This window comes from Halomonas heilongjiangensis, from assembly GCF_002879645.1.
In the GTDB taxonomy this organism is placed as follows: domain Bacteria; phylum Pseudomonadota; class Gammaproteobacteria; order Pseudomonadales; family Halomonadaceae; genus Halomonas; species Halomonas heilongjiangensis.
The window spans coordinates 32,763-57,678 of the sequence record NZ_PNRE01000043.1; the positions used below are offsets into that span (position 1 = coordinate 32,763).

The 24,916-nt window shown below is 68.3% G+C and carries 24 protein-coding genes; 4 read left to right on the forward strand and 20 right to left on the reverse strand.

The features are described 5' to 3' along the window. Position 1 precedes the first annotated feature (1 nt). From hmgA to C1H66_RS09685, 4 genes are all read left to right on the forward strand, one after another. Complete coding sequence (gene hmgA / locus C1H66_RS09670; RefSeq protein ID WP_102627681.1) at positions 2–1,309, forward strand: homogentisate 1,2-dioxygenase; 1,308 nt, start codon at positions 2–4, stop codon at positions 1,307–1,309. Positions 1,310–1,381: 72 nt separating this feature from the next. Then, positions 1,382–2,416 carry a fumarylacetoacetate hydrolase family protein gene (locus C1H66_RS09675; RefSeq protein ID WP_102627682.1) on the forward strand — a complete coding sequence of 345 codons (1,035 nt, stop codon included), beginning with the start codon at positions 1,382–1,384 and terminating at the stop codon, positions 2,414–2,416. 187 nt (positions 2,417–2,603) lie between these two features. Further along, positions 2,604–3,248 carry a maleylacetoacetate isomerase gene (gene maiA, locus C1H66_RS09680; protein ID WP_102627683.1) on the forward strand — a complete coding sequence of 215 codons (645 nt, stop codon included), beginning with the start codon at positions 2,604–2,606 and terminating at the stop codon, positions 3,246–3,248. Between the two features lie 114 nt (positions 3,249–3,362). Next, a complete protein-coding gene (locus tag C1H66_RS09685) occupies positions 3,363–4,568 on the forward strand; it encodes a multidrug effflux MFS transporter (RefSeq protein ID WP_102627684.1) in 1,206 nt (401 codons plus the stop codon). A gap of 194 nt (positions 4,569–4,762) precedes the next feature. Here C1H66_RS09685 and C1H66_RS09690 read toward each other — a convergent pair whose 3' ends face one another. The 20 genes from C1H66_RS09690 to nirD all read right to left on the reverse strand — a co-directional run bounded on the left by C1H66_RS09690 (position 4,763) and on the right by nirD (position 24,738). Further along, entirely contained in the window at positions 4,763–5,977 is a 1,215-nt protein-coding gene (locus C1H66_RS09690; protein ID WP_102627685.1) for a DcaP family trimeric outer membrane transporter, read from the reverse strand. A gap of 153 nt (positions 5,978–6,130) precedes the next feature. Next, positions 6,131–7,762, reverse strand: a complete 1,632-nt coding sequence (locus C1H66_RS09695; RefSeq protein WP_102627686.1) for a thiamine pyrophosphate-binding protein — start codon at positions 7,760–7,762, stop codon at positions 6,131–6,133. A gap of 40 nt (positions 7,763–7,802) precedes the next feature. Beyond that, positions 7,803–9,269 (reverse strand): aldehyde dehydrogenase, encoded by a 1,467-nt coding sequence (locus C1H66_RS09700; RefSeq protein ID WP_102627687.1) that lies wholly within the window; start codon positions 9,267–9,269, stop codon positions 7,803–7,805. 17 nt (positions 9,270–9,286) lie between these two features. Next, on the reverse strand, positions 9,287–10,084 hold the full coding sequence (locus C1H66_RS09705; RefSeq protein WP_102627688.1) for an aspartate dehydrogenase: 798 nt from the start codon (positions 10,082–10,084) through the stop codon (positions 9,287–9,289). Positions 10,085–10,104: 20 nt separating this feature from the next. Beyond that, on the reverse strand, positions 10,105–10,899 hold the full coding sequence (locus C1H66_RS09710) for an SDR family oxidoreductase (RefSeq protein ID WP_102627689.1): 795 nt from the start codon (positions 10,897–10,899) through the stop codon (positions 10,105–10,107). A gap of 9 nt (positions 10,900–10,908) precedes the next feature. Next, positions 10,909–11,748: an alpha/beta fold hydrolase gene (locus C1H66_RS09715; protein WP_102627690.1), complete on the reverse strand. Its 840-nt coding sequence runs from the start codon at positions 11,746–11,748 to the stop codon at positions 10,909–10,911. 20 nt (positions 11,749–11,768) lie between these two features. Next, positions 11,769–12,290 (reverse strand): cupin domain-containing protein, encoded by a 522-nt coding sequence (locus C1H66_RS09720; protein ID WP_181423414.1) that lies wholly within the window; start codon positions 12,288–12,290, stop codon positions 11,769–11,771. A gap of 264 nt (positions 12,291–12,554) precedes the next feature. Further along, on the reverse strand, positions 12,555–13,472 hold the full coding sequence (locus C1H66_RS09725) for a VOC family protein (RefSeq protein WP_102627691.1): 918 nt from the start codon (positions 13,470–13,472) through the stop codon (positions 12,555–12,557). Positions 13,473–13,562: 90 nt separating this feature from the next. Then, complete coding sequence (locus tag C1H66_RS09730) at positions 13,563–14,375, reverse strand: IclR family transcriptional regulator (protein ID WP_102627692.1); 813 nt, start codon at positions 14,373–14,375, stop codon at positions 13,563–13,565. Positions 14,376–14,746: 371 nt separating this feature from the next. Beyond that, positions 14,747–16,318 (reverse strand): sulfatase family protein, encoded by a 1,572-nt coding sequence (locus tag C1H66_RS09735; RefSeq protein WP_102627693.1) that lies wholly within the window; start codon positions 16,316–16,318, stop codon positions 14,747–14,749. A gap of 25 nt (positions 16,319–16,343) precedes the next feature. After that, a complete protein-coding gene (locus C1H66_RS09740; RefSeq protein ID WP_102627694.1) occupies positions 16,344–17,660 on the reverse strand; it encodes a TRAP transporter large permease in 1,317 nt (438 codons plus the stop codon). A gap of 45 nt (positions 17,661–17,705) precedes the next feature. Further along, positions 17,706–18,218 (reverse strand): TRAP transporter small permease, encoded by a 513-nt coding sequence (locus tag C1H66_RS09745; RefSeq protein WP_102627695.1) that lies wholly within the window; start codon positions 18,216–18,218, stop codon positions 17,706–17,708. Between the two features lie 72 nt (positions 18,219–18,290). Beyond that, positions 18,291–19,271, reverse strand: coding sequence for a TRAP transporter substrate-binding protein DctP (gene dctP, locus C1H66_RS09750; protein ID WP_102627696.1), 981 nt, complete (start codon positions 19,269–19,271; stop codon positions 18,291–18,293). 54 nt (positions 19,272–19,325) lie between these two features. Further along, on the reverse strand, positions 19,326–20,453 hold the full coding sequence (locus C1H66_RS09755) for an FAD-dependent monooxygenase (protein WP_102627697.1): 1,128 nt from the start codon (positions 20,451–20,453) through the stop codon (positions 19,326–19,328). Between the two features lie 311 nt (positions 20,454–20,764). After that, positions 20,765–20,995 carry a DUF2798 domain-containing protein gene (locus tag C1H66_RS09760; protein WP_102627698.1) on the reverse strand — a complete coding sequence of 77 codons (231 nt, stop codon included), beginning with the start codon at positions 20,993–20,995 and terminating at the stop codon, positions 20,765–20,767. 50 nt (positions 20,996–21,045) lie between these two features. Further along, positions 21,046–22,254, reverse strand: coding sequence for an NAD(P)/FAD-dependent oxidoreductase (locus C1H66_RS09765; RefSeq protein ID WP_102627699.1), 1,209 nt, complete (start codon positions 22,252–22,254; stop codon positions 21,046–21,048). Between the two features lie 11 nt (positions 22,255–22,265). Then, a complete protein-coding gene (locus C1H66_RS09770) occupies positions 22,266–23,024 on the reverse strand; it encodes an SDR family oxidoreductase (RefSeq protein WP_102627700.1) in 759 nt (252 codons plus the stop codon). Between the two features lies 1 nt (position 23,025). Next, positions 23,026–24,057 (reverse strand): aromatic ring-hydroxylating oxygenase subunit alpha, encoded by a 1,032-nt coding sequence (locus C1H66_RS09775; RefSeq protein ID WP_102627701.1) that lies wholly within the window; start codon positions 24,055–24,057, stop codon positions 23,026–23,028. 40 nt (positions 24,058–24,097) lie between these two features. Beyond that, positions 24,098–24,415, reverse strand: coding sequence for a recombinase-like helix-turn-helix domain-containing protein (locus C1H66_RS09780; protein ID WP_102627702.1), 318 nt, complete (start codon positions 24,413–24,415; stop codon positions 24,098–24,100). Positions 24,416–24,420: 5 nt separating this feature from the next. Beyond that, the gene (gene nirD / locus C1H66_RS09785; protein ID WP_102627703.1) at positions 24,421–24,738 is read right to left on the reverse strand and encodes a nitrite reductase small subunit NirD; all 318 of its coding nucleotides are present in this window, start codon (positions 24,736–24,738) and stop codon (positions 24,421–24,423) included. Between the last annotated feature and the right edge of the window lie 178 nt (positions 24,739–24,916).

The window sequence follows — 24,916 nt, forward strand, 5'->3', positions numbered from 1 at the left end:
GATGACCAGCGATCTTCAGTACCAGAGCGGTTTCCGCAACCACTTCGCCACCGAGGCCCTGCCCGGCGCCCTGCCCGAAGGCCAGAACTCGCCCCAGCGCTGCGCCTACGGCCTCTATGCCGAGCAGTACACCGGCTCGGCCTTCACCGCGCCGCGCCATCAGAACCTGCGCAGCTGGCTCTATCGCATCCGCCCCTCGGTGCTCCAGTCCGCCTATCGACCGCTGCCGGAGCGCAACGTCGCCACCTCGCCGCTGGCCCGACCGGCCGCCGATCCCAACCAGATGCGCTGGGACCCGCTGCCGATTCCCGATGGGCCCACCGACTTCGTCGACGGCCTGCTCACCATCGCGGTCAACGGCGATGCCGGCGCCCAGACCGGCTGCGGCGTCCACGTCTACGCCTGCAACCGCGACATGACCGAGCGCTTCTTCTACGATGCCGACGGCGAGCTGCTGATCGTGCCGCAGCTCGGTACCCTGCGCCTGCGCACCGAGTTCGGTGATCTGGAAGTCGCCAACGGCGAGATCGCGGTGGTTCCCCGCGGCATCAAGTTCCAGGTGCGCCTGGCCGAGGGCACGGACGCCGCTCGCGGCTATGTCTGCGAAAACTACGGCAGCCCCCTGGAACTGCCGGGCCTGGGCCCGATCGGCGCCAACGGTCTGGCCAACCCCCGCGACTTCCTGAGCCCGGTGGCCGCCTACGAGGACGTTCAGGGGGACGTCGAGCTGGTGGCCAAGTTCTCCGGCCGCTTCTGGGCGACCCGCCTCGACCACTCGCCCCTCGACGTGGTGGCCTGGCACGGCAATGTCGCGCCCTACAAGTACGACCTGGCCCGCTTCAATACCATCAACACGGTGAGCTTCGACCACCCCGATCCGTCGATCTTCACCGTGCTGACCTCGGCCTCCGACACCCCGGGCATGGCCAACCTCGACTTCGTGATCTTCCCGCCGCGCTGGATGGTGGCCGAGGGCACCTTCCGCCCGCCCTACTTCCATCGCAACCTGATGAGCGAGTTCATGGGCCTGATCCACGGCGAGTACGACGCCAAGGCCGAGGGCTTCCTGCCCGGCGGCGCCAGCCTGCACAACTGCATGTCGCCCCACGGCCCGGATGCCGAGACCTTCGAGAAGGCCAGCCACGCCGAGCTCACGCCCCAGTACCAGGGCGACACCCTGGCCTTCATGTTCGAGAGCCGCTACGTCTACCACCCCACCGAGGCCGCGCTCGAGGCCGACTTCCGCCAGCGCGACTACGTGGATGTCTGGTCGACCCTGCGTTCGCACTTCGACCCGAACCAGGCCTGATCCGGACTACCCTCACCACATGACGAGCGAGGTGCAACGGGCCTCGCCCCTGACGACAAGGATCGAGACAAGATGAAACTCGCCACCCTCAAGCTGGACACGACAGAGCATGGCCGCGACGGCGAACTGCTCGTGGTCTCCCGCGACCTGACCCGCGCCGTCTCCGCCACCGACATCGCCGCCACCCTGCAGCAGGCCATCGAGGCCTGGGAGGCGGTCAGTCCCAAACTCGAGGCGCGCTACGCCCAGCTCAACGAGGGCCAGGCCGAGGGCGCCTTCGCCCTCGACCAGGGTGCCCTGCACTCGCCGCTGCCGCGCAGCTACCACTGGGCCGACGGTTCCGCCTACCTCAACCACGTCAAGCTGGTGCGCCAGGCGCGCAACGCCGAGATGCCCGAGACCTTCTGGACCGACCCGCTGATGTACCAGGGCGGCGGCGACCGCTTCCTGGCGCCGACCGAGGACATCGAGGCGGTCAGCGAGGAGCACGGCATCGACTTCGAGGGCGAGATCGCGGTGATCACAGACGACGTGCCCATGGCGGTGACCCCCGAGCAGGCCGCCGGCCACATCAAGCTGGTGATGCTGGTCAACGACGTCAGCCTGCGCGGGCTGATCCCCGGCGAGCTGGCCAAGGGCTTCGGCTTCTTCCAGGCCAAGCCCGCCTCGAGCTTCTCGCCGGTCTGCGTGACCCCCGACGAGCTGGGCGACGCCTGGCGGGACGGCCGCGTCCACCTGCCGCTCACCGTGCACCTGAACGGCGAGAAGTTCGGTGAGCCCGAGGCCGGCCCTGACATGATCTTCGGCTTCCCCGAGCTGGTGGCCCACGCCGCCCGGACCCGCCACCTGGGTGCCGGCGCCGTGGTCGGTTCCGGCACCGTCTCCAATCCCGACGCCGACGGCGGCCCCGGCAAGCCGATCAGTGACGGCGGCGTGGGCTACAGCTGCCTGGCCGAGGTGCGCATGGTCGAGCAGATCCTGCACGGCCAGGCGAAGACCCCGTTCATGCGCTTCGGCGACCGGGTACGCATCGAGATGTTCGACCGCGCGGGGAACAGCATCTTCGGCGCCATCGATCAGCAGGTGGTGAAATATCAGCCACACTGAGCACTACACCCTGGGGGGCGCTGATTTGTGTCGCGAGCGATGAGAGGCTGGTCGCCGCCGGAGCACAGCAACCGGAGTTGACAGTTTGCTCAATGAGGATTGCGACGGTCCGACGCTTCGGCACCGCCGGCGGCCAGGATATCGAGCGCAGCAGCAAATCAGTGTTCCCCTGAAAGGAAGCAGGCATATGACAACACTCTACGGCTATTTCCGTTCGTCGGCCGCCTACCGGGTGCGCATCGCCCTGAACCTCAAGGACCTGGAGTACGACCAGGTCCCGGTCAACCTGGTGAAGGGCGAGCAGCGCAGCGAGACCTTCCGCGCCCATAACCCCCAGGGGCTGGTGCCGGCGCTGGTCACCGACGACGGCACCACCCTGACCCAGTCGCTGGCGATCTGCGAGTACCTCGAGGAACTCCACCCCAGCCCCTCGCTGCTGCCGCTCGAGCCGGCAGAGCGGGCCCGGGTGCGCGCCCTGGCCCAGTTGGTGGCCAGCGAGATCCACCCGCTCAACAACCTGAGAGTGCTCAAGTACCTGGTCCATGAGCTGAAGGTGGACGACGAGGCCAAGCTGGCCTGGTATCGCCACTGGGTGACCACCGGCTTCGACGCCCTGGAGGCGATGCTCTCCCGGGAGGCGGGCAGCGGCGACTGCTGCCACGGCGACACCCCGACGCTCGCCGACGTCTGCCTGGTGCCCCAGGTGTTCAACGCCGAGCGCTTCGAGTGCGACCTCACGCCCTACCCGCGGATTCGACGCATCGTCGCCAACTGCCGGGCCCTGCCGGCCTTCCAGCGGGCGGCACCGAGCGAGCAGCCAGACGCGAGCTGAGTTACAATAAGCGAGCTAACGATGTGGGTGCGGCATCCCGACGGATGCCGCGCCCGCTTCTCGTTCCCACACTGCAGGGCGCGCCGAGGCCTCGGCGCGCCCAGGGAGACCCGGGTGCTGAGATTGACCTCCACCGCCGTCGTGGCGGTACTCGCGGCGCTGACCGCGCTGGGCCCGCTGGCCACCGACATGTACCTGCCCGCCATGCCGGCCATGGCCGAGGCGCTGGGCACCGGCCCCGACCAGGTACAGCTGACCCTGAGCCTCTACATGGCCGGCTTCGCCCTGGCCCAGCTGTTCTGCGGTCCGATCTCCGACCGCTTCGGCCGCCGGCCGGTGATGATCGCCGGCTTCGCGCTCTTCCTGGTGGCCAGCCTGCTGTGCGCCTTCGCCCCCAGCATCGAGTGGCTGCTGGCGGGGCGCTTCCTGCAGGCCCTGGGTGGCGCCGCCGGCCCGGTGCTGGGGCGCGCCGCGGTGCGCGACATCTACGGCCCCCTGGAGGCCGGCCGGGTGCTCTCCTACATGGCCAGCACCATGGCCCTGGCGCCCGCCCTGGCCCCGGTGGTGGGCGCCGGCCTGCTGCTGTTCTTCGGCTGGGAATCGATCTTCCTGCTGCTGGCGCTCTATGCCGTGGTGATGCTGGCGGTGCTGGCGTGGCTGATGCCGGAGCCGCTGCCCGTGGAGCGCCGCCAGTCCATCGCGCCGCGCGCCATCCTGGCCAACTACCGCCTGCTGCTCGGCCAGCGCGCCTTCGTCGGCTATACCCTGACCAACGCCGCGGCCTTCGCCGGGATGTTCGCCTTCCTCTCCGGCTCCTCCTTCGTGCTGATCGAGTTCATGGGCGTGGCGCCGACCCTCTACGGCATGCTCTTCGCGCTGATCGTCGGCGGCTTCTTCGCCGGCACCCTGCTCAGCGGGCGCTACAGCCGCCGCCTGGGCCATGACCGCCTGATCCATCTGGGCACCCAGATGTGTGCCCTGGGCGGCGGCACCATGGCGGCCCTGGCCCTGCTCGGCGTCTTCTCGCCCTGGGCGGTGATCGCCCCCCATATGCTGTTCATGGTCGGCTTCGGCATCGTCATGCCCCAAAGCATGGCCGGGGCCCTGGCCCCCAACCCGCAGTGTGCCGGGGCCGCCTCCTCGCTGTTCGGCTTCCTGCAGATGACCATCGCCGCGGTGGTCGGTGGCCTGGTCGGCCAGTTCCACGACGGCACCTCGCACACCATGGCCATCGCCATCGGCCTCGGCGGTGGGTTGGCCCTCGTCGCCTATCTGGGGCTGGTGAAGTCTGCTCCCCGGGCCATGTCCGCCGCCGACTAGCCTCGAAGGCGGGTATGGGGCCAGCCTGGGGGCCGGGGTGTCACGATGGCACGGGGCGTCTTCGCCGTCGCCCGCTCCCTCCCGTAACGAAAACGTGCCAACGGCGAAGCCATCGGCACGAAGAGCAAGCGTCAAGGAAGACCCCGGGGCACGAGGCCTGGGCGAGCGGTGCCCGCACCCCGGTTGGCGGCGCCCTAGAACTGGAACTGCACGCTGGCCTGGATACGGTGGGCGTCGTCCGACTCGCCGTTGACCCGTTCGATGTCCGAGTGCTGGTACTCGATACCGGTGGCGAGGCGGTCGTTGATGTCCCAGATCAGGTTGGCATAGGAGTACTGCACCCGGTCCAGCCCGGCCTGGAAGCCGGCGATCTCGTCCGGCAGGTCCTGGCTGAAGCGCGAGGCCCCGATGGCGCTGGACCAGTCCGCGCTCCAGCGGTGTTCCAGGGAGATCCCGTAGGCCTGGGAGTCGACGCTCTCGAGCGAGCCATCGGCGTCGACATAGGCGTCCGGGGTGCGCATTCCCGCCACGGCGTCCGGCACATAGCTGAGGTAGCTGCCCAGGCCGCTGCCGACGGTGGCATTGGCCTTGAAGGTGGTGGCGCTGCCCAGCGGCAGGGCCAGCTGGGCGGCGACGCCGTAGCCGGTGGTGCGCTCGTCGACGCCGCTGGTGGCCTCGTTGGTGGAAAACTCGCTGACCAGGGCGGAGATACCGAAGGTCTGGCTGAACTGGTAGCGGGCGGTCAGGGTCGGCAGCCGATTCTCGGTATCGACCCCGGCGCTGCCGATGGGCGACAGGGCAAAGGAGGGCTCCTCCAGGGAGACCGCGAAGGTGTTGGGGCCGCTGCGGTGGGTATAGCGGACCTGGGAGGGGCGGCCGGTAGCATAGCCGATGGGGCCGCCCAGCTTGAGGCTCCGCGGCGTGCCGAGGAAGTGCATGAAGTTGGTCCAGCTCTGGCCCGCCAGGAAGCCACCGAATTCCCCGTAGGCGTGACGCAGGTTGAACTTGCCATCCGGCAGGAAGTGACCCTCCAGGTAGGTGCTCACCGTGCCGTAGTCGGTACGCGTCTGGGTGCGGAAGTTGAGCCGCGACTCATAGGCGGTGAAGTTGGTACGCCCATCGGTCCGGTTGGCAGGATTGAGCAGCGCCAGCGGGTCGGTGCTGTCGCCCTGGTCGTAATCGAAGTCGTAGAAGGCATCCAGCTTGATATAGCCACCGAAGGCCACGTCGGTGTTGGTACCGGGAATATTGAAGGTGCTGCGATGATTCCAGGGCGCTCCGACACGGCTCGGCTCCCCGGTCACCACCGGCTCTCCGGCGGGCACCACATCGTAGGCCTGTGAGGTTGCGGCAACACTCACCCCCGCCGGCAGCATGATGGCCAGCGCAATAACCTTGTTGTACTTCATTTGAGACGTTCCTCTTGAACTCGAATGTCAGGACTGTTGTTGTCGGTTCCACTGCGTTGTTGTCGTCGTTGCCACCTCCCGTGTGTCGTCTTCAGACCAAGGCTTCCCCTACCCCCGGCGGACCGGAGGTCGGATCGTCAGGTCGGGCATCGGTCAGTAGAGCGTCTTCTGTGGCGGGCCGGAGAACTTCAGTTCGCCGACGCTGGGCATGTCGACCTCCACCAGGGTCGGGCCGGGATGGCCCACCGCCTCGGCCAGCACCGCGGCGAAGTCATCGCCGTGGCTGACCCTCCAGCACCTGAGGCCCATGGCCTCGGCCAGCCGCTGGAAGTCGGGGGTGTGCAGCTCGTTGTAGTACTGGCGCCCCTCGAAGTACTTCTCCTGGATGCCGCGCATCACCCCGTAGCCGCCGTCGTTCATCACCACCAGGGTCATGTCGAGGTTCTCCTGGGCCAGCGTCGCCAGCTCGCCGAGACCCAGCGCCAGGCCGCCGTCGCCGACCAGGGTGACCACCTTGCGCTCGGGCCGGGCCACGGCACAGCCGATGCCGTGGGCCAGGCCCAGGCCGATGGCGCCGGCTAGGGAGTGGATGTTGGTCAGCGGGCGCTCGATGGGCAGCAGGCGGCTGCCCCAGGTGCTGCCGGAGACGGTGATGTCGCGCACGAAGATGCCGTCCTCGGGCAGGGCGGCACGTACCGCGTCGCTGAGCTTGGCGTACTCGCCCACCTGGCTGCGCAGCGCCTGCTCGGCCTGGCCCACCGCCTCGGCCACGGCGGCGTCATAGGCGGCGTCCGGCTTGCGCCCCTCGAGGCGATCGGCCAGCCGGCCCAGCACGTCGCCGCAGTCGCCGCACAGGAAGGCATCGGCCCGGTAGTTGCGGTGGGCGGCGGCGGGATCGATATCGATCTGCACCAGGGGCCGCGGCAGCGCAAGGGAGTAGGTCCTGGTCTCGTTGCTGCGCAGCCGCGAGCCGGCCACCACCATCAGGTCGCTCTCGGCGAGCAGCGCCTCCACCGAGGCGGCGTTATGGAAGGCACGCAGGCTGCGCGGGTGGCTGTCGGGCAGCACGCCCCGGGCGTGGGTGCTGGAGACCACCGGGATGCCGGCGTCCGCCAGGCGACCGACCGCCTCGCCGGCCTCCAGGGTGCCGCCGCCGATCCACAGCAGCGGCCGCCTGGCCGCCGCCAGGCGCTCGGCCAGGGCATCGATCTCGGCGTCGCTCACCGGCGCCGGGGCGGCCGGCACCACCGGGGCCGTCTCCACCCACTCGACCTGGCTGGCCTGGATATCGATGGGGATCTCCAGGCTCACCGGACCCCGCGGCAGGGTCATGGCCTCGCGGATGGCGCGATGCAGCAGGGGTACCGCCTGCTCCGGGGTGCAGACCCGATAGGCGGCCTTGGAGCTGGCCTTGAGGAAGGTCAGCTGGTCTTTGGTCTCATGGATGAAGCCGGCGTCGCGGTCCAGGTAATCCTTCTCCACCTGGCCGGTGATATGCAGCAGCGGGGTGCCGGCGTTGAGCGCCTCGAGCAGGGCGCCGATGGCGTTGCCGGCGCCGGCGCCGGTGCTGGTCAGGGCCACGCCCAGGCTGCCCACCCGAGTATGGGCGTCGGCCATGGTCACCGAGCCGGCCTCGCCGCGGGCCGGCACGAAGCGGATCCGGTCGCGGCGGCCGATGGCGTCGGCGATCGGCAGGTTGTGGATGGAGATGACGCCGTAGACGGCGGAGACCGCATAGGCTTCGAGGGTACGGGCGATCGCTTCGCCTACGGTGATGGTACTCATGGTGAATTCCTGTCGTTGTGTGATCGGCGTGCGAATCGGCTCAGTTCGACCAGCCCATGGGCTCGCTGCCCAGCCCCAGGTAGAGGCTCTTCTGCTGCATGTAGGCCTGGATGCCCTGGCGCCCCTTCTCGCGCCCCAGGCCGCTCTCCTTGAAGCCGCCGAAGGGGGTGGAGATGGCGAACTTCTTGTAGGTGTTGATCCACACCGTACCGGCCTCGAGGCGGGCGGCCAGGCGCAGGGCGCGGCGGTAGTCGGCGGTCCAGATGCCCGCGGCCAGGCCGAAGACGTTGTCGTTGGCCAGCCCCACCAGCTCGTCCTCGTCGTCGTAGGGCAGCGCCACCAGCACCGGGCCGAAGATCTCCTCCTGGCAGACCGCGCTGTCGTGGGGCAGCCCCTCGATGATGGTGGGCAGGTAGTAGCTGCCCTGGGCCAGCTCGGCATCCTGGGGCGCACTGCCGCCGCATAGCACCCGGCCACCCTCGGCGCGGGCCTGGTCCACGTAGGCGGCCACGCCGTCGCGATGGGCCTGGCTGATCAGCGGGCCCAGGTGGGTGCCCGGGGTCTCGGGGTGACCGACGCGCAGGCCGCGGGTGATTGCGAGCAGGCGCGTCATCACCTCGTCGTAGCGGCGGCGCGGCACGAACAGCCGCGAACCGGCGATGCAGGCCTGGCCGGCGGAGCTGAAGATGCCGTAGGCGATGCCCCGGGTGGCCTCCTCGAGATCGGCATCCTCGCAGACGATGGTGGGCGACTTGCCGCCCAGCTCCAGGGAGGTGCCGATCAGCTTGTCGGCGGCGATATGCGCCAGGTGGCGCCCGGTGCCGGTGCCGCCGGTGAAGGAGATCTTGCGCACCCTGGGGTGGCGCACGATGGCCTCGCCGATCACCCGGCCGCGGCCCGGCAGCACACTGAGCAGTCCCTTGGGCAGCCCCGCCTCCTCGAACAGCTCGGCCAGCTTCAGGGCCAGCAGCGGGGTGGCCTCGGCGGGCTTGACCACCACCGCGTTGCCGGCGGCCAGCGCCGGGGCGATCTTCTGCATCTCGCTGGCGATGGGCGAGTTCCAGGGGGTGATGGCGGCGATCACCCCCAGCGGCTCGTAGGTGCTCAGGGTCATCAGGTCGCTGCTGCGCTGGGTGGGCAGCTCGCCCTCCAGGGTCTCGCAGGCGGCGGCGAAGTAGCGGGCGGTGCCGGCGGCGCTGGCCACCAGGGCCCGGGTCTCGGCCAGCGGCTTGCCGTTGTCGCGGGTCTGCAGGGCCGCCAGCTCCTCGAGACGCGACTCGATCAGCTGGCTGACCCGGTAGAGGATGCTGGCCCGCTGGTGGGGCACCAGGCCGCGCCACTCGGGGCGGCGCCAGGCGGCGTCGGCGGCCTCGATGGCCTCCTCGACATCCGCGAGGCTGGCGGCGTTGAGCCGCGCGGTCACGGAGCCGTCGGCGGGGAAGGTGGAGGCCAGGGGGTCGCCGCGGCCCTGGCGCCATTCGCCGGCGATGAAGATCGGTTGCGTCATGGTCGCGCTCCTTTCGCTCACACCGTCACCGGGTCGAGCGCCTGGCGACAGGCGCGGACCACCGACAGGGCGGCGAGCATCGAGGTCTTGGGGTTGTGCTCCAGGGGGCGGCCGTTGAGTTCGATGCGGAACTCGCCGAAGCGCCCCTGGACGTGGATGCGATGGGTGTTGCGCCTCGCCGCCGGGTCGGCGGTGAGGCGCACGGTGGTGGCCTGCATGCCGATGCCGGCCAGGGCGACGGTGGCCGCCACGTTGGCGTTGGCCGGGAAGAGGCGTGCGGCCTCGCCGGCGGTGCCCTCGTAGAAGACCGTCGCCTCGGTCAGGGCATCCAGGTCCACCAGCTGCTCGGCGTGGCTACCCTTCCAGCTGCGCGGCGCCTTGCAGGCCTCATAGGTGACGCTCTCCAGGCCCCCTTCCCGTGCCGCCGCCAGGCCGTCCATGCCGGCCACGGCGCCGGAGAGCACCAGCATGCGCCCGCCACCCATCTCGGCGGCCTGGCGCAGGCGGCCGTAGAGTCCCTCGTCGGCCAGGGCGCCGGTGGCGACGATGGCCAGGGTCAGGCCGCGGCCGAGCACCGCCTCGCCGTGCTCGACGAGCCCCGGCTGGCCGGCGCACTCCACCACCAGGTCGGGACGCCCCTCGCACTGGGCGACCGAGGTCAGTACCTCGACCCCCGCGCCCAGCCGCTCGCGGGTGGCGGCCACCTGAGCCTCGGGCACCACCACCCAGGAAAGTGTCAGGCCCGTCGGCAGCAGCCGGTGCACTTCGCGGGCCATGGCCCCGTAGCCGATGATCATCAAGCGTTTGGTTGTCATGAAAGGGCTTTCCTCGGGGCTCAGAGGTGGTGGTTGAAGCCGCCGGAGACGTCCAGGGCGGCACCGGTGGTGAAGGAGGCCAACGGCGAGGCCAGGAATACCAGCGCGCGGGCCGGCTCCTCGGGACGCCCCAGGCGCTTCATGGGAATGCCGCGCTTGGCGGCGATGCCGGCGATCCACTGCTCCCAGCCCAGCGACTTGTCGTCGCGGGCCTCGAAGCGGCGCCGCCACTGCCCCGACTCCACCATGCCGAGCAGGATGGAGTTGACCCGGATGCCTTCGTCGACCAGCTCGTGGGCCAGCGAATGCGTCAGGTTGAGCAGCGCCGCCCGGGCCGCCGAGGTGGCGATCATGTGGGGCTCCGGCTGCAGCGCCAGCAGGGAGTTGACGCAGGTCAGCGAGCCGATCTCGGAGGCGGCCAACTGGCCCCGGAAGGCGTTCAGCGGGTTGATCACCCCGAACAGCTTGAGGTTGGCCTCGGCGAGCCAGGCCTCCTTGGGGGTGTCGTCGTAGTGGGCCACATAGCCCTGGCCGGCATTGGCGATCAGCATGTCGGCGCCGCCGAAGCGCTCCTCCACCGCCGCGGCGAAGGCCGCACAGGAGGCCTCGTCCAGCACATCGCAGGACATCGCCAGCAACTCGGCGCCGGGAAACTCGTCGGCGAGCGCCGCCCGTGCCGCCTCGAGGCGCTCGGCGTTGCGACCGCAGAAGGCCACCCGGGCCCCCTCGGCCAGCAGCAGGCGCACGGTCTCGAGGCCGATCCCCGAGGAGCCGCCGGTGACCACGGCGACGCGTTGTTCGATCAGAAAGCTCATGGGGATCTCCTAGGGTGTCGCTGACGAGTCGACCGCGCCGAGCAGCGGGCGGGCGAAGTCGTCGATGGCCCGGGCGAAGGCCGCGGGAGCGTCGATGTAGCTGGCGTGACCTGCCCGCGGGATGTCGCGGTAGGGCAGCGCCAGGCGGCGGGCCAGGGCCCGGGCGTCCTCGGGCGGGGTGATGCGGTCCTCGTCGCCGCAGATCACCAGGGCCGGCACCGCAGGCGTCGCCGCCAGGTAGCGCCCCAGGCTGTCGTTGGCCAGCATCCAGCCGGCCTGGGCGAAGCCTTCCACGTGGAGCTTATGCATCTCCGCCTCGACCCGGGCGATGTCCGCGGGATCGGCGCCCTCGCGCAGCAACCGCGGCGCCCGGGCCCGGGCGTAGGCGGCGTGGCCCTGGGCCTCGAGCTGGGTCCAGCGGCTGCGATAGACCTCGTCGCGCCTGGCGGGCTCGGCCTCGCCATAGCCCTGGGCCGGGTCGGCCAGCACCACCCCGGCCAACCGGCCCGGGTGAGCGGCCAGATAGCCGGCGGCCATCATGGCGCCCAGGGAGTGCCCCACCAGCACGCAGCGCTCGACGCCCAGCGCCGCCAGCCAGGCCTCCAGGCGCTCGGCATAGTCGGCGGCCGTGGGCGCCTCGTTCGCCAGGGGGTGGCTGTCGCCATAGCCCGGGGCATCCCAGGCCAACAGGCGGTAGCCGGGCAGCCGCTCGGCGAGCCGCGCCCAGGAGCCGGCGCTGGAGCTGATGCCGTGCAGCAGCACCAGGGTCGGGCCGCCACTCTGATCGTGAGGGCCCCGTTCCCGGTAGCACTGCTCTCCCGTCTCGAGCCTCAGGCGTTTGGCGTCCACGGCTGACCTCCTCGCTTCGCTCAGTTGCGCTTGACCTTGGACAGGGGGTGGTCGTCCGGATAGGTGGGGATCTGCGGCCTGTGGGTCCCCAGCATCACGCACATCAACGCCTCTTCCTCGCCGTGGTTGAACAGGCCCCGGTAGATGCGCGGCGGGATGGAGATGACGTCGCGCTCCTCGAGCACGGTTTCCATGGTGTCGTCCCCATCCTTGAGGAACAGGGTGATGGTGCCCTTGAGCACGAAGAACACCTCTTCCACGTCGTCATGGACATGCAGCGGACCTTCGCACTTGGCCGGCAACACCATGGTGGAGAAGGTGAAGTTCTCGGCCGGGATGGTGTTGGCATCGTCCTTGACCCCGGTGGCACCGGTGCCGATATAGCGCATCTGGGCACGGCGATACTTGGGATCGTAGTCGGCCTGGAACTTCAGCGCGTTCCAGTCGTACTTGCGCCCCTTGAAGCGGGCAATACGCGTCTGCATCCACGACTCGAAAGTGGCGTCTGCGGGTTTTTTCCAGGTTTCCAGCATCTCTGACATCGTCGTTTCCTCTTCTTGGGTCACTTCTCATTCGGTGCCAAGTGGTGTCAAAACACCTGATTTACGTGAATCGAGACAAGGCGATCCCCTGGATGCCGATTTTCGGCATCCCAGTCCTGAGGTCTTTGACCGGTGATGACTCCGCTTTCGGTGCGGACTCGTTATATCGGAGTGGTCGCGTTTATCTCGGGTGATTCAACTTCCTTTGATTAACTTCTTGGGCTCGTCAGGCGTCGTTATATATCGGCATCATCGGACCCGGGATCAGGCTTCGGCCTTCTTCTGGCGGCGGGTCTCGGCGTCGATACCCCCCTCCACCGCCCACTCGGTAAAGGACTCCAGGGAGTGCTGCATCTCACGGGGCACCCAGGCCTCGGTGAGGTAGTCCTCGTTGGTGTAGTACTCGAAGGCACCGCCCAGCGGGCTGTTGACGTACCAGAAGTAGGCCGAGGAGATCGGATGGCGTCCCGGGCCGAGGAAGGTGCTCCATTGCTTGCGGTTCATGGCCAGGCCGCCGCCGATCACCTCGTGGATATCACGCACGGTGAAGGCCACGTGGTTGAGGCCGGCACCGCGCTGGGGCAGCTTGAGCAGGAAGAGGTTGTGATGGCCCCCGCGGGCCTGCATGCGCAGGAAGACGGCACGGTCGGTATAGCGATCGGACACCGCGAAGCCCAACCTGTCGCGGTAGAAGGCCTCGGTGGCCTCCAGGTCGTCGACGAAGAACACCGCGTGGCCGATGCCGACCGGGGTAGCGCGCTCGTAGACGGGGCTCGGCTGGTCGACGCGGCGCATGTCGCCGTACTGGTTGATCGGCGTCACCGCGAGCTCCACCTCGCGCAGGCGGCTGACGCGGATGGCCACCGTCATGCCGTTGGGGTCACGGCATTCGATGGCCTCGCCCCGGTCGACGTAGCCCGGCTGGTCGCCCAGGCGCACCTTGAGGGCATCCAGCGCGGCCTGGTCGGCCACCCCCCAGGTCATGCGCCGCAGGGTCGGGCCGGATTCGAAGGCCGGTGGCAAGGCGGGGTCATCCAGCGGCGCCAGGCTCAGGCGCGCACCATTGAGGGTTTCAAAGGTCGTCTCCTCCACCGGGGAGAGCCCGAAGTCGGTCACGAATCGCTTGCCGACCTCGAGGTCCTCCACGCCGAACTCCAGCGCTTCGATGCCAACGATGCTCATGCTCATACACTCCTGCGTCGCTCGACGCGACTGTCATTGATCGAACCCGCGCCTCGGCGCCGGGCGTCTGATGCCCATCCAGGGGCGGACTCAAGCGTCCCCCTGCCTCCCTCGCCTCGCGGCACCGCCGTGATAGCCCAGCAGGCCCGAAATGGTGGCCGCGGCTTCTTCTACCTGGCCGCGCAGCCGCTCGCGCTCCTCGGCGGGGATCTCATGCATCGGCACCATGATGCTGACCACCGCCTCGATCTCCCCGTCGTTGTTGTAGAGCGGGTAGACGATCGAGGAGATGCCGAACTGGAAGAACGACTCGCCGATCACATAGCCGCGCCGGCGATCCTCCTGCACCAGGTCCCACAGTGCCTCGCGACTGGCCGGCGCGCCCGGCTGGCCGTCGGGCAGTTCGTCGTCGGGGTAGAGCGCCTCGAACTCCGCGCGGCTCAACCCGGTGAGCAGCATCCGGCCCAGGGAGGTGCGGTGTACCGGCAGGCGGGTACCCACGCTGACCCGGCGAATGGTGGCGTTGGCGGCACTGACCCGCGCCACATAGATCACGTCCTGGCCGTCGCGGATGGCGATGTGGCTCGAGCAGCCGGTGGCATCGCGCAGCGACTCGATCACCGGCTGCCCCACCTGCACCACGTCCAGGGAGGCGACGTACTCGAAGCCCAGCCGCAGCACGTTGACCCCCAGGGAGTAGAGGCCGGTGGTCGGGTGACGACGCAGGAAACCCATGTACTCCAGGGTCTGGATGGCCCGATAGGCGGTGGCCTTGGGGATGTCCACCCGCTTGGCGATCTCGGCGAAACTCATCTCGCGATGGTTGCGGCTCAGCTCCATCAGGATCGTCAGGCCCCGCTCCAGGCCGGGGATCAGATACTTGCGCGCGTCTTTGTCACTCATGAGGCGTTCTCTCCATGGATGGCCATTCCTGGCGACCAGCATACCCGTGCCCTGCGCCCTCGGCATGTTCTCGCTCATCGCCGCGGGGGGGCCGCATGCCCCTCGGGGCCTAACCCGGATCTGCCTGGCCATGGCGGAGAGGCGATCTCGTCGTTTCCTGTGCCGCTCTTGCTGTGCCGCTCTTGCTGTGCCGCTCTCGGCCGTATCAAATATGAAAACTGATTTATTATTTGATACACCCAAGATAGGCCTTGACTCCCCCCTTGTCAAGGGCAGATTCCTTCTCGGGCGAGTGATTTAACTCGATGTTATATATGGAAAAAACAAGGCACCCCGCCGAACCGGGATCGACGCTCGGGCGACTCGCCCGCTCAGGCCCTGGCCGTGGCCACCAGGCTCTTGTCGCGCAGCGCCACCAGCCGCTGATTGAGACGATGCTGAAGCTCGAGGCGCACCTCGCGGCTGGCCGGGTCGTCCCAGCGGTTGTCGAGTTCATGGGGATCGTCGGCGAGGTCGTAGAGCTCGCCCCAGGCGAGGCCCTCGAACAGACTCAGCCGCCAGCGCTCGGTGACCAGGCTGATGACGCTGCAACGGGCATCGCTGTCGCGGAACACCCGGATGCCCGGGTCCTCCACCAGCACGTCCGCCGCCGGCGCGTCGTCGAACAGGTCCTGGCCCTGCATACCCACCGGCACCTTGAAGCCGGCGCGCTGCAGCAGGGTCGGCGCCAGGTCGATGGCGCTGCCCAGCCGCCCGGAGACCTCACCCTCGCCTGGCCGACGCGGGTCATACCAGATCAGCGGCACCCGCAGCACGCTCTGGAAGTGCAGCCCCATCTTGAGCACGCTGCCGTGATCGCCCATGTAGTCGCCGTGATCCGAGGTGAAGGCCACCACGGTGTCGTCCGCCAGGCCTTGCGCCTTCAGGCAGGCCAGCACCTCGCCCACGGCGTCGTCCACCATGGCGATGCTGCCGTAGTTCAGGGCGATGATCTCCCGGGCGTGGCGCTCGCCGACCGCGAAGGGCCAGTGACTCCCGGGGTCCTCGGCTCCCCAGCGGTAGGCTTCCAGGGCCTCCGGGGGAATGCCCGCGATCGCCTCCACCGGATGGTGGAAGGAGGCCGGTAGCTCCACGTCGTCGGGGTCGTAGAGCGACCAGTAGCGTCCCGGCGGGGTGAAGGGGTGGTGCGGGTCGGGAAAGGAGACCACCAGCACGAAGGGGGTGTCGGCGTCCTGGTCGGCCAGGAAGTCGCAGGCCTGTTGCTTGACGTAACCGGTGGGATAGAGCGCCTCGGGCACCGCGGTACGCCAACACTGGGGCGCCGTGATCCCCGCCTGGGGCAGGGCGTTGGCCGGGCCGCGCAGCGACTCGGGGTCAGGATGGCGCTCGCGCAGCCAGGCGGTGTAGTGGCCATCCACCAGGTCACCGTGGCCGATGCACAGCCGGGCATGCTCGAAGCCGTAGTAGGTGCCGGGCAACTCGAGTCCTGGCTGCTCGGCCCAGCGGCGGCGCACCTCCCAGCCATAGTCGGGGCCGTCGCGCTGGCTGCGGCGGGACAGGCTCGCGTCCGCCGGCGGCACCTCGCCCTCCCCGCCAAAGGCGCGGGGCGGCGCCGGGATATCGGTGACATTCTGGAAGTGCGCCTTGCCGATATAGCCGCTGCGGTAGCCGCTCTCGCGCAGCACCTCGGCGAAGGTGAGGCTGTCGAGCCCCAGGGGGATGCCGTTCTGGCGTACCCCGTTGACCGAGGGCATCTGGCCGGTGACCAGGGCCGCCCGGTTGGGCTGGCAGATCGGCGTGGCCACATGGAAGCGCTCGAAGCGCACCCCGCGTTCGGCCAGGCCATCGAGATGCGGCGTCTTCACTGTCGGATTGCCGTAGCAGCCGAGGTGGTCGGCGCGCTGCTGGTCGGTGATGAAGAGCACGAAATTGGGACGTCGCATGATCTGGGTCTCCTCAGGCCGGCGCTCAGCCAAACATCCAGCCGACCGGCACGGTGACGATCTGCGGGAAGGCAAAGATGATGGCGATGGCCAGGAAATCACAGATCAGGAAGGGAATGGCGGCCTTGTAGATGCTGGCCATGCTGGTGCCCTGGGGGGCGACCGCCTTCATCACGAACAGCGCCGCACCCAGCGGCGGCGAGGTGGAGCCGGTCTCGATGGCGAGCAGGAACAGCACCGCGAACCAGATGGTATCGAAGCCCAGTTGATCCACCACCGGCACGAAGATCGGCAGGGTGATCAGCATGATCGGCAGCGGCCCCATGAACATGCCCAGCAGCACCACGGTGAACACCATGGCCAGCACGATCATGTGGTCGTTGACCGGGAGAGCGAGCACCGCGTCCATCATGCCGAAGGTGGTGCCGGTGAAGGCCAGCAGTTGGCTGAAGGCCACCGCGCCGGCGACGATCAGCAGCACCATCACCGAGATGTTGGCGCTCTCGAACATCGACAACTTGAAGTTATCCACCGTCAGGCGGCGCTTGATCAGCGCCAGCAGGATGGTCGCCACCGCCCCGGAGGCCGCCGCCTCGGTGGGGGTCGCCAGGCCGAGGAAGATCACCCCCACCACGGCGAAGACGATGAAGCCGATCGGCAGGATATTGCGGATCCCCGCCTCGACCTTCACCTTGAGCGGCGTGGGCGCCACCTCGAAGGAGGGCGCCAGGTCCGGCTGCAGGGTGCAGCGGCCCCAGATATAGAGGGCATAGAGCACCGCCATCAGCAGGCCGGGCAGGATGATGGCGATCAGCAGCCGGCCGATGGAGAGCTCGGCCACCACCCCGAGCACCACCGCCAGGGCGCTGGGCGGGATCATGATCGCCAGCCCCGCCGAGCCGATGATGGGCCCGAGCGACATCGGCTTCTTGTAACCGCGGCGCTCCATCTCGGGGGTCAGGCTGGAACCCAGCAAGGCGATGGCGCCCATGCTGTTGCCGGTCAGGGTCGAGAACAGCACGCCGCCCCCCACCGCCATGAAGGCCAGCCGTCCACGCAGCTTGCCGAACCACTTGTCCAGGGTGTCCATCAGGTCATTGGCGATCCCGGAGCGAAACATCACCTCGCCCATGATCATGAACATCGCGATGGGTACCAGGGTGAAGCTGGTCAGGGCATCGGTGGTATTGATCACCAGTTGCTCGATGCCGGAGGTGCCACCGAGGAAGACATAGGCACCGACCAGGTTGACCGCCAGGAACGAAAAGGCCACCGGCAGCCCCAGCATCATCAAGACCAGCAGGGCGCCGAGAATGAGCGATAGCGTTAGCCACCAATCCATAACATACCTCCACAGGGAGCCTGAGTTGAGTGGACCGACACCGGGTCAGCGCTTCAGACAGGCCCCGGCCTGCGCCACGAACTGGATGGCGAGCAGGAACATGCCCAAGGGAAATACCGCCGTCAGCAGATAGCTGCGTGGCGCCAGCACGGTGGTCTCGCGGATGCCGAACTGGTACTGGTCCAGGGTCACCACCAGGCCATACCAGGCCGCATAGAGACAGACCGCCGCTCCGAACAGCGCCATCACCACGGCCAGCGGCGTCTGCAGGCGTGGCGGCAGGTGCTCGATGGCGATATCGATGGCCACATGGCGGTTCTTCTCCAGCAGGTAGGGCGCGCCGAGGAAGGTCATGTAGAGCAGCGCGTAGCCGCTGACCTCGACGACCCAGATCAGCGACTTGCCGAAGAACAGCCGGGAGAGGATCTCGCAGAAGACGGCTGCGGTGGCGGCCACCAGCGTGGCTGCGCTGATTCCCGCCAGCAGCAGGTTCAAACGGCTCACGCCCCGCATGACGATTGTCAGCAGCGACCTGCCGCGGGAGAGTGACAGTTGCATATCGAGCCACCTGAAAAGTAGGGAGAGTGACCGAGCACCAGGCCCTGGATAGGGCTGGTGCTCGAGGGGCAATCAGTCGACCAGCATGGCCCGCAGTTCGGCGGTCAGCTCAGGGTCGTCCAGTTGATCGGCCATGTAGTCCCAGGCGGCATCGATGGCCGTCTGCAGATAGCGATCGGCATCCTCGCCATTGAGCGCGATCTCCTCGAAGCCGGCGGCTTCCACCTCGGCATTGCCGGCGGCGATCACCTCGCCCCAGCTCTGGTCGAGCTGCGGCCCCAGGGTATGGCGCACGAACTCCTGCAGCTCCTCACGCAGTTCCGGCGACAGGCGGTCCATGGCGCGCTGGCTGACCAGGATGCTGAAGCCGGCGCGGTAGAAGGGCGGGGTGAGGTAGTAGTTGACCACGTCCTCATACTGCTCGGCCCAGCCCAGGTTACCCTGCATGAAGCCGTCGATGGCGCCGCGCTCCATGGCGGTGTAGATCTCGCCGATGGGCAGCACCAGGCCGTTGGCCCCCAAGGCCTCGATGAACGGGAGGCCGGTGGGAAAGACGCGGATCCGCTTGCCCTTCAGGTCATCGAGACTGTCGATGCGGTCCTTGAAGAAGAGGTAGAACTTGACGTCGGTCGCCGGGATCTCGCCCAGGTAATTGAGGCCCCGCTCGGCATGGATCTCGGTGATGCGATCGTAGTAGCCGGTCTCGAGGATCTCCTCGTAGGTCTTGAACGACAGGTTGGAGGTGGTCGACGAGGGCACCAGGCCAGAGTAGTAACTGGGGCTGATCAGTGCCATGTCGATGGCGTTGTTGCGCACCGCATCGGCCAGGCGGAACGGCGGCATCACCTCGGGCCCGCCACGCCAGTTCAAGGACAATTCCCCTTCGAACTCCTCGTTGACGGCCTCGATGAATTTCTCGAAGCCGGCGGAGACCGCGGCGCTCTTGGGGGTGAAGCTCACCGCATTGAGGCGCACCTCGTCGGCGCTGGCGGTGAACGACAGGCCGGCCAGCGACAGCCCTATGGCGAGTTTCGTCAGGATGGTGGGGTTCATGGCAGCTTCGCTCTTGTGGTTATGGGGTGGTGGTGTGATGAAGCGAGGGGCCTGTCAAGCCAGGGGGATGCCCCAGGCATCGTAGCCGTAGACCCAGTCGGCATTGCCTTCGCCCTTCAGCCAGTCATTGGCACGGGAACCGCGCTGCACCCTGGCGGTACGCTCCCTGCGGGCAGTCTCGTAGCGGGCCAACGCTGCCGGCACGTCCTCCCGGCCGGCCTCGGCCAGGCAGCGCGACAGCACCACCGCATCCTCGATGGCCATGCAGGCCCCCTGGGCCATGAAGGGCACCATGGGGTGGGCCGCGTCGCCGAGGATGGTGACATGCCCCTTGGACCACCGCGGCATGGGTTCGCGCACATAGAGGGCCGACTTGGTCACGCTCTCGCAGGCCGCCAGCAGGGCGCGCACGTCGGCATGGAAATCGCGGTAGACCTCGCGCAGTTCGTCGACGTCGCCGGGCAGGGTCCAGGACTCCTCTCGCCAGCCCTCCTGGGGGGTGGTGGCGAAGACGAACACCTCCTCGCCGCGGGTCAGCGGGAAGACCACCACCTGGCTGTCGGCGGTGGCGCCCCACCACTTGGTGAAGGCATCCAGGTTCTCCACCTCCGGCACCGCGGCCCGCGGCACCACCGCCCGATACGAGACCAGGCCGGTGAACTCGGGGTGATCGTCACCGAACAGCGAACGGCGCACCGCGGAGTGGATGCCGTCGCCACCGACCACCACGTCGACGGTCTCGCTGGAGCCGTCCTCGAAGCGGATGGTCGGGTGGTCACCCACGTCGATGTCCACCACCCTGCTGCCCAGGCGGATCGCCTCGTCGGGCAACCGTGCCTCCAGGGCCTTGAGCAGGTCGCCGCGGTGGATGGTCAGCTGGGGCGCGCCGTACTTCTCCTCGGCGGCATCACTCATGGGCAGCCTCGAGGTGATCTCGCCGGTGTCCCAGGTACGGCTGAGACGATGGGTCGGGCGTGCCGCGGTTTCGCGCAGCTCCGCGCCGACGCCGAGGCGGTCCAGGGCACGCACCGCATTGGGGGTCAGGTTCACGTCCGCCCCGATGCGCAGGAACTGCCGGGCCTGCTCGAAGACGATCGCCTCATGGCCGGCCTCACGAAGGGCGATGGCCGCGCACAGCCCGCCCACGCCACCACCACAGATACCAACTCTTAGTTTTGTCATATCCCACCTGTCCTACGGTCTACCGGGAAGAGTGTCGAGTGCACATCGGGTCCTGATACGGCTCCGAAACCGGATGGCTTTTTAACATATGAAACAGAGTTTATTATTTGATAGTCCGACTGTAGGCCGGCGCTCGATGTTTGTCAAACGCGTCACGCGGTAGACCGGCAGAAAAAGGCTCACGCCGGTGAAGCAGTCGGCTAGAGGCAGCCGTGACAGGCAAGCCATATGCCGAGGGTGCGGCCACCCACTGGCTTGGCCCGCCGGTCGTCGAACGGTATCCGTGTCATGGCGATGGCGCGGGGGGCGATTCAGGGGTGGCGAATCAGCTTGGCGGCCAAGCGAAGGATCAGCGGACGGCCCACCGTGATCAGAACGAAGGCGATCGGCCAGGAGACAAGGAACGCCTGCCCCCAGCGCGTCAGGAAGCCCTCTCCCGGGCCGGTATTCACCAGGATGATGGCCAGCGTCATCAGGCCGGCCATGTAGGTGGTCATCAGCACCGACACGACCAGCGGCGCATAGCGGGGCGGGAAGAGCATCGTCGTCTCCGAAACGGCGTGGCGACGCCCCTTGGGCGTCGCCCTTCAAGCTAGCGCAGCGACATCAGGTTGACGTCGGGATCGGCCAGCTGTCCGGCGTCGAGCACCCGGGCGGCGGCGATCCAGCGCTTGCCCAGCTTGATGGCGCGGGGCTGGTCGAAGGCCACCATCTGTACCAGGCGGCTGGCGTCGTCCAGGTAACAGAACACCGGCCCCTGGGGTTCCTGACGCACCACGCAGCGCATCCCGGGATGCGGCACGCCGAGGATCTGGATGTTCACCCCGTGCTGATCGGACCACAGCCAGGCCGGCTCGTCGTAGTGGGCGTCCTGTCCCAGCATCGCCTCGGCCACCACCCGCGCCTGGTTCTGGGCATAGGCCCAGGACTGCAGGCAGAGCCCCAGCTGGGGGTGCTGGGCCACGTCGCCGGCGGCGAAGATGTGCGGGTCGGAGGTGCGCCCGCCACTGTCCACCACGATGCCCTGCTCGATGTCCAGCCCCACCGCCCGGGCCAGCTCCAGGTTGAACTCGACCCCGGTGCCCACCACCACCAGGTCGAAGGGCTCGGTGGCGCTGCCGTCGGCCTCGATCACCACCCGGCCATCGGCCTGCTCGGCGAGTGCCAGCTGCTGGCAGCCCAGATGCAAGGCCACGCCATGGGTGACGTGCAGTTCGGCCAGGGCCGCGGAGACCTCGGCGCCCACGCTGCGCTCGCAGAGCCGCGGCTGACGCTCGAAGACCGCCACCTCGAGGCCCAGCTTGCGGGCGCTGGAGGCCACCTCAAGGCCGATCCAGCCGCCACCGATCACCCCCAGCCGGCGACTCTCGCCGAGTCGCGCCTTGAGTCGCTGGGCATCCTCCCAGGAGCGCAGGGTCATGACGTTGTCGATCGCCGCCCATTCGGCCACCGGCAGCCGCGGCCGGCTGCCGGTGGCGATCAGCAGGCGGTCGTAGGGCAACCGCTCGCCATCGTCCAGCACCACCTCCCGGGCCTGGCGATCGATGGCCGTGGCCCGCTTGGGGCGTTGCCAGTCGATCTCCAGGGCGGCGAGGCTGGCCTCGGGGAAGAGCCGCGGCAGCGGGTCGCCCTCGGTGACCACCCCCTTGGAGAGCGGCGGTCGTTCGTAGAAGTCGTGGGGCTCGTCGGCCACCACGGTGAGACGGCCGGTATAGCCTTCGCTGCGCAACGCCTTGCAGGCGTAGCCCCCGGCCTGGCCGCCGCCGATCACCACGATCCGGGAAATCTCCTCGCTCGACATGGTCCTTCCCCCTAGTTGAAGACGAAGCCGCCGTTGATCGGGATCAGCTGGCCGGTGACGAAGTTCGACCAGTCCGAGAGCAGGTAGAGCACGGTACCGTCGATGTCCTCGGGATGCTGCTCCTCCTTGAGGGCGCGCCCCGCCGCATAGTGGGCGTAGCGCTCCTCGGGCACGTACTCGGTGGCCTCGCAGTGGGTCAGCCCCGGGGCGATGGCATTGATGCAGATGCCCCGCTCGCCGAGCTCCCGGGCCATGGCGCGGGTCATGGCGATCACCGCGCCCTTGCTGGCCACATAGGCCATCAGCCGGGGGGCGCCCCACAGGGCGGTGTCGGAGGCCACGTTGACCACCTTGCCACGCTCGGCGCGGGCGAGTAGCGGCAGGGCGGCACGGGTCATCTGCCAGACTCCGCGCACATTGACCGCCATCACCCGGTCCCAGAGCGCGGGGTCGTACTCCTCGAGGGGCTTGCCGCCGACATTGGTGGCGATGGCGGCATTGTTGACCAGGCCATCCAGGGGGCCGCCCTCGGCGACCCGGGCCAGGCCCGCCTCGATGGAGGCGGCATCGGCCTGGTCGATGACCAGCGCCTCCACCTCGGCACCGGCATCGCGCAGCGCCTCGGCGGTCTGTTCCAGCTCCGCCTCGAGGATGTCGCTGATCACCAGCCGCGCCCCCTCGGCGGCGGCGGCCTCGGCGATGCTGCGGCCCAGGCCGCGGGCCGCCCCGGTGATCATCAGCCGCTTGCCGGCCAGGCCATGAGCGGCCATCTCAGGCCGCCTCCTGGCGTTTGGCGAGCTGCGCCTTGGCCATCTTCAGCATCACCCGGCGCAGCCGCGACAGGCCCACGTCGTGCTGGTAGAGGTTCTCATGGTGACGGGCGTCCGGGGCCAGGTTTTCGAGGATGATCCGGTCCTGTTCCAGCACGTCCCAGTGCAGCCCCTCGAGCTTGGTGCGGTAGAAGAAGCGCCACACCTGGCGCTGCCAGCCGTCCACCTTGCGCACCCGCCAGAAGAACACCCGGCAGTGGTCCTTGTCCTCGGGCACCGCCATGCCGACGATCCAGAAAGGGCCGCCGGGGCCGAAGCGCTGCTGGTAAGGGATCGACAGGCGCAGCCAGAGGGCGCCGCTGTTCCCGTACTCCACCCAGTCGAAGTTGACCCCGGCCTGGCCGGTCTTCTTGAAGATGAAACCGGTCTCGGTGGGCTCCAGCACCATCTCGGCCTGGCGGTCGCCCTCGGCCATGGAGTGGGAGTCGGCATGCAGGTAGGTGCCGTGCATGGGGTCCATGACGTTGTCCACCGCATACTGGTAGTTGCACTTCCAGCTGGCGGTGCACAGGAAGTGGCCGTAGCTGGCCTCGTCGGTGAGCTGCTCGGGCAGCTCCAGGGCCGGCGGCTCCTCGTCGGCGGTGGTGCCGAAGAAGACGAAGATGGCGCCGTGGGCCTCCTGCACCGGGTAGTGGCGCACGCAGGCGGTACCCACCAGCGGGCTGTTGCCGATCGCCGGCACGTCGCACACCGTGCCCTGGCCGTCGACCTCGACACCGTGGTACCAGCAGGCCAGGCGGTTGCCCAGGTTCCAGCCCTTGGAGAGGCGCGCGCCACGGTGGGGGCAGCGGTCCTCGATGGCGTGTACCACGCCGTCATGGTCGCGCCACAGGGCCAGGTTCTCGCCCAGCCGGGTGATGCCCAGGGGGTTGCTGCCCACCTCCCAGCTGGCCACCACCGGGTACCAGAGGGAGCGCAGGCCGGTGTCCAGGTAATCCTGAACGGTGCCGTCCACGGAAGCTGCTGTCGTCATCTCTCTCGACCTCGTCGTTGTTCGTTGCGTGGCCCGGACCTTACTGGCCCAGCACCGCCATCTCTTGCAGGAAGGAGGCTTCGCTCCAGGGCTGGCCCTGGCGATCCTGGCTGTGGCGGGCGTTGAGCCCGGCCACCACCTCGTCGAGCGCGGTGGCGCCCTCCGCGAAGACCGCCTCCAGGGCCGCCACCAGGTCGAGCTCGAAGGGCTCCGGTGCCCGCTGACGGTTCTGCCAGACCCGGTTGTCGAAGCCGCCGGGGCGCTCGATATGACCCTGACCCGGCTCGGAGGAGGGGATGATGCGCGCCCAGGTCTTGAGCTCGGGGTTGTGATCGATGGGGAAATCGGATGCGGACATGGTGCTCAGGCCTCTTCGGTGACGTTCAGCTGGATGGCGTTGTCGATGATGCGCACCGGGTAGACGTGCAGGTCGCGATCGGCGGGTTCGCGCAGGCACTTGCCGGTCCTGATGTCGAACGTCGCCTCGTGGAGCGGGCACTCCACCTGGCCATCCTCGACGAACCCCTGGGAGAGCAACGCGTAGGCGTGGGGGCAGACGTCCTCGAGGGCGTAGTACTCGCCGTCCAGCACATAGACGCCGATCTCCTTGTCGCCCAGCTTGGCGGAGAAGGGGAAGTCTTCCTGAACCTGGTCGGTCTTGCAGACGGTGGTCCAACTCATAGGGGCTGTCCTCATCACGGGGTATGGGGGTCATCCATGAATCGAATCATATTTGAAACATGATTTATTATTTGATCCTTTGGCGAGTATAGCCAAGCCGTCTCGCCTGTCAATACTATATAGTATTGAGCGCGGTAATGCTCGAAGGTTCCGGCCGAGGTACGCCACCGGCAGGGCA